This is a genomic window from Bacillus sp. SA1-12 (genome assembly GCF_000981385.1).
GTDB lineage: Bacteria > Bacillota > Bacilli > Bacillales > Bacillaceae > Metabacillus.
In genome coordinates, this window is the sequence record NZ_LATZ01000104.1 from 1 (window position 1) to 1,239 (window position 1,239).

Consider the following 1,239-nt stretch of genomic DNA (forward strand, 5'->3'; position numbering starts at 1 on the left):
GTGTGGAGTAAGAATAACACAATTAGATTTCTACGTTCACGTCGAAAGGAAATATCAAATGTTGATAGATATGATTTTGTCACGGGAAAACTTAATTGAAGCACTTAAGCGTGTGGAAAGGAACAAAGGAAGTCATGGCATAGATGGAATGTCCGTAAAATCCCTACGAAGACACCTCTATGAAAACTGGGATTCCCTTTGTCACTCTTTGAGAACTGGTACCTATGAACCGAACCCAGTACGTCGAATCGAAATCCCGAAACCGAACGGTGGAGTAAGATTACTAGGAATACCTACTGTGACAGATCGTTTCATCCAACAGGCCATAGCCCAGGTGCTAACCCCACTTTTCGACCCAACATTTTCAGAACATAGTTATGGTTTCCGTCCCAAAAGAAGGGGCCATGATGCAGTGAGGAAAGCCAAGGGATATATAAGTGAAGGGTATAGATGGGTTATTGATATGGATTTAGAGAAATTCTTTGACAAGGTTAATCATGATAAGTTAATGGGGATATTGGCAAATAGAGTACAAGACCGATTGGTCTTGAAACTTATACGGAGGTATCTCCAATCAGGAATCATGATTAACGGTGTGGTTAATGAAGCAGAAGAAGGTACACCACAAGGAGGTCCATTGAGTCCTCTTCTTTCAAACATTCTTTTGAATAGACTTGATAAAGAGTTAGAGAGTAGAGGACACAAATTCGTTCGTTACGCCCGACGACTGTAATATATACATGAAGTCAAAGAAAGCTGGTGAACGAGTGATGACCTCAATTACAAGTTTTATTGAGAAGAAACTAAAACTTAAAGTTAATAGAGAGAAGTCAGCGGTAGACCGCCCTTGGAAACGGAAGTTTCTTGGTTTCAGTTTTACAAACCATAAGAAACCCAAGGTCAGAATAGCGAATGAAAGTATCAAAAGACTAAAGTCTAGGATAAGACAGATCACATCTCGTTCAAAACCTAGTCCTATGGAAGTTAGAATTGAAAAACTAAACCAATATCTAACAGGGTGGTGTGGATACTTCGCTTTAGCTGATACACCAAGTAAGTTCAAAGAATTTGAAGAGTGGATAAGAAGAAGACTTCGTATGGTTGAATGGAAACAATGGAAAACACCTAAAACAAGAGTTAGAAAACTAAAAGGTTTAGGTGTTCCTGATAACAAGGCATACGAATGGGGAAACTCAAGAAAGAAATATTGGAGAATCGCCTGTAGTCCAATTCTACACA

The 1,239-nt window shown here is 39.1% G+C and carries 1 pseudogene; it reads left to right on the forward strand.

The annotated features are described in order from the left end of the window. Positions 1-58: 58 nt before the first annotated feature. Positions 59-1,239: pseudogene (gene ltrA, locus WQ54_RS18020) on the forward strand (group II intron reverse transcriptase/maturase); the annotation flags it as partial.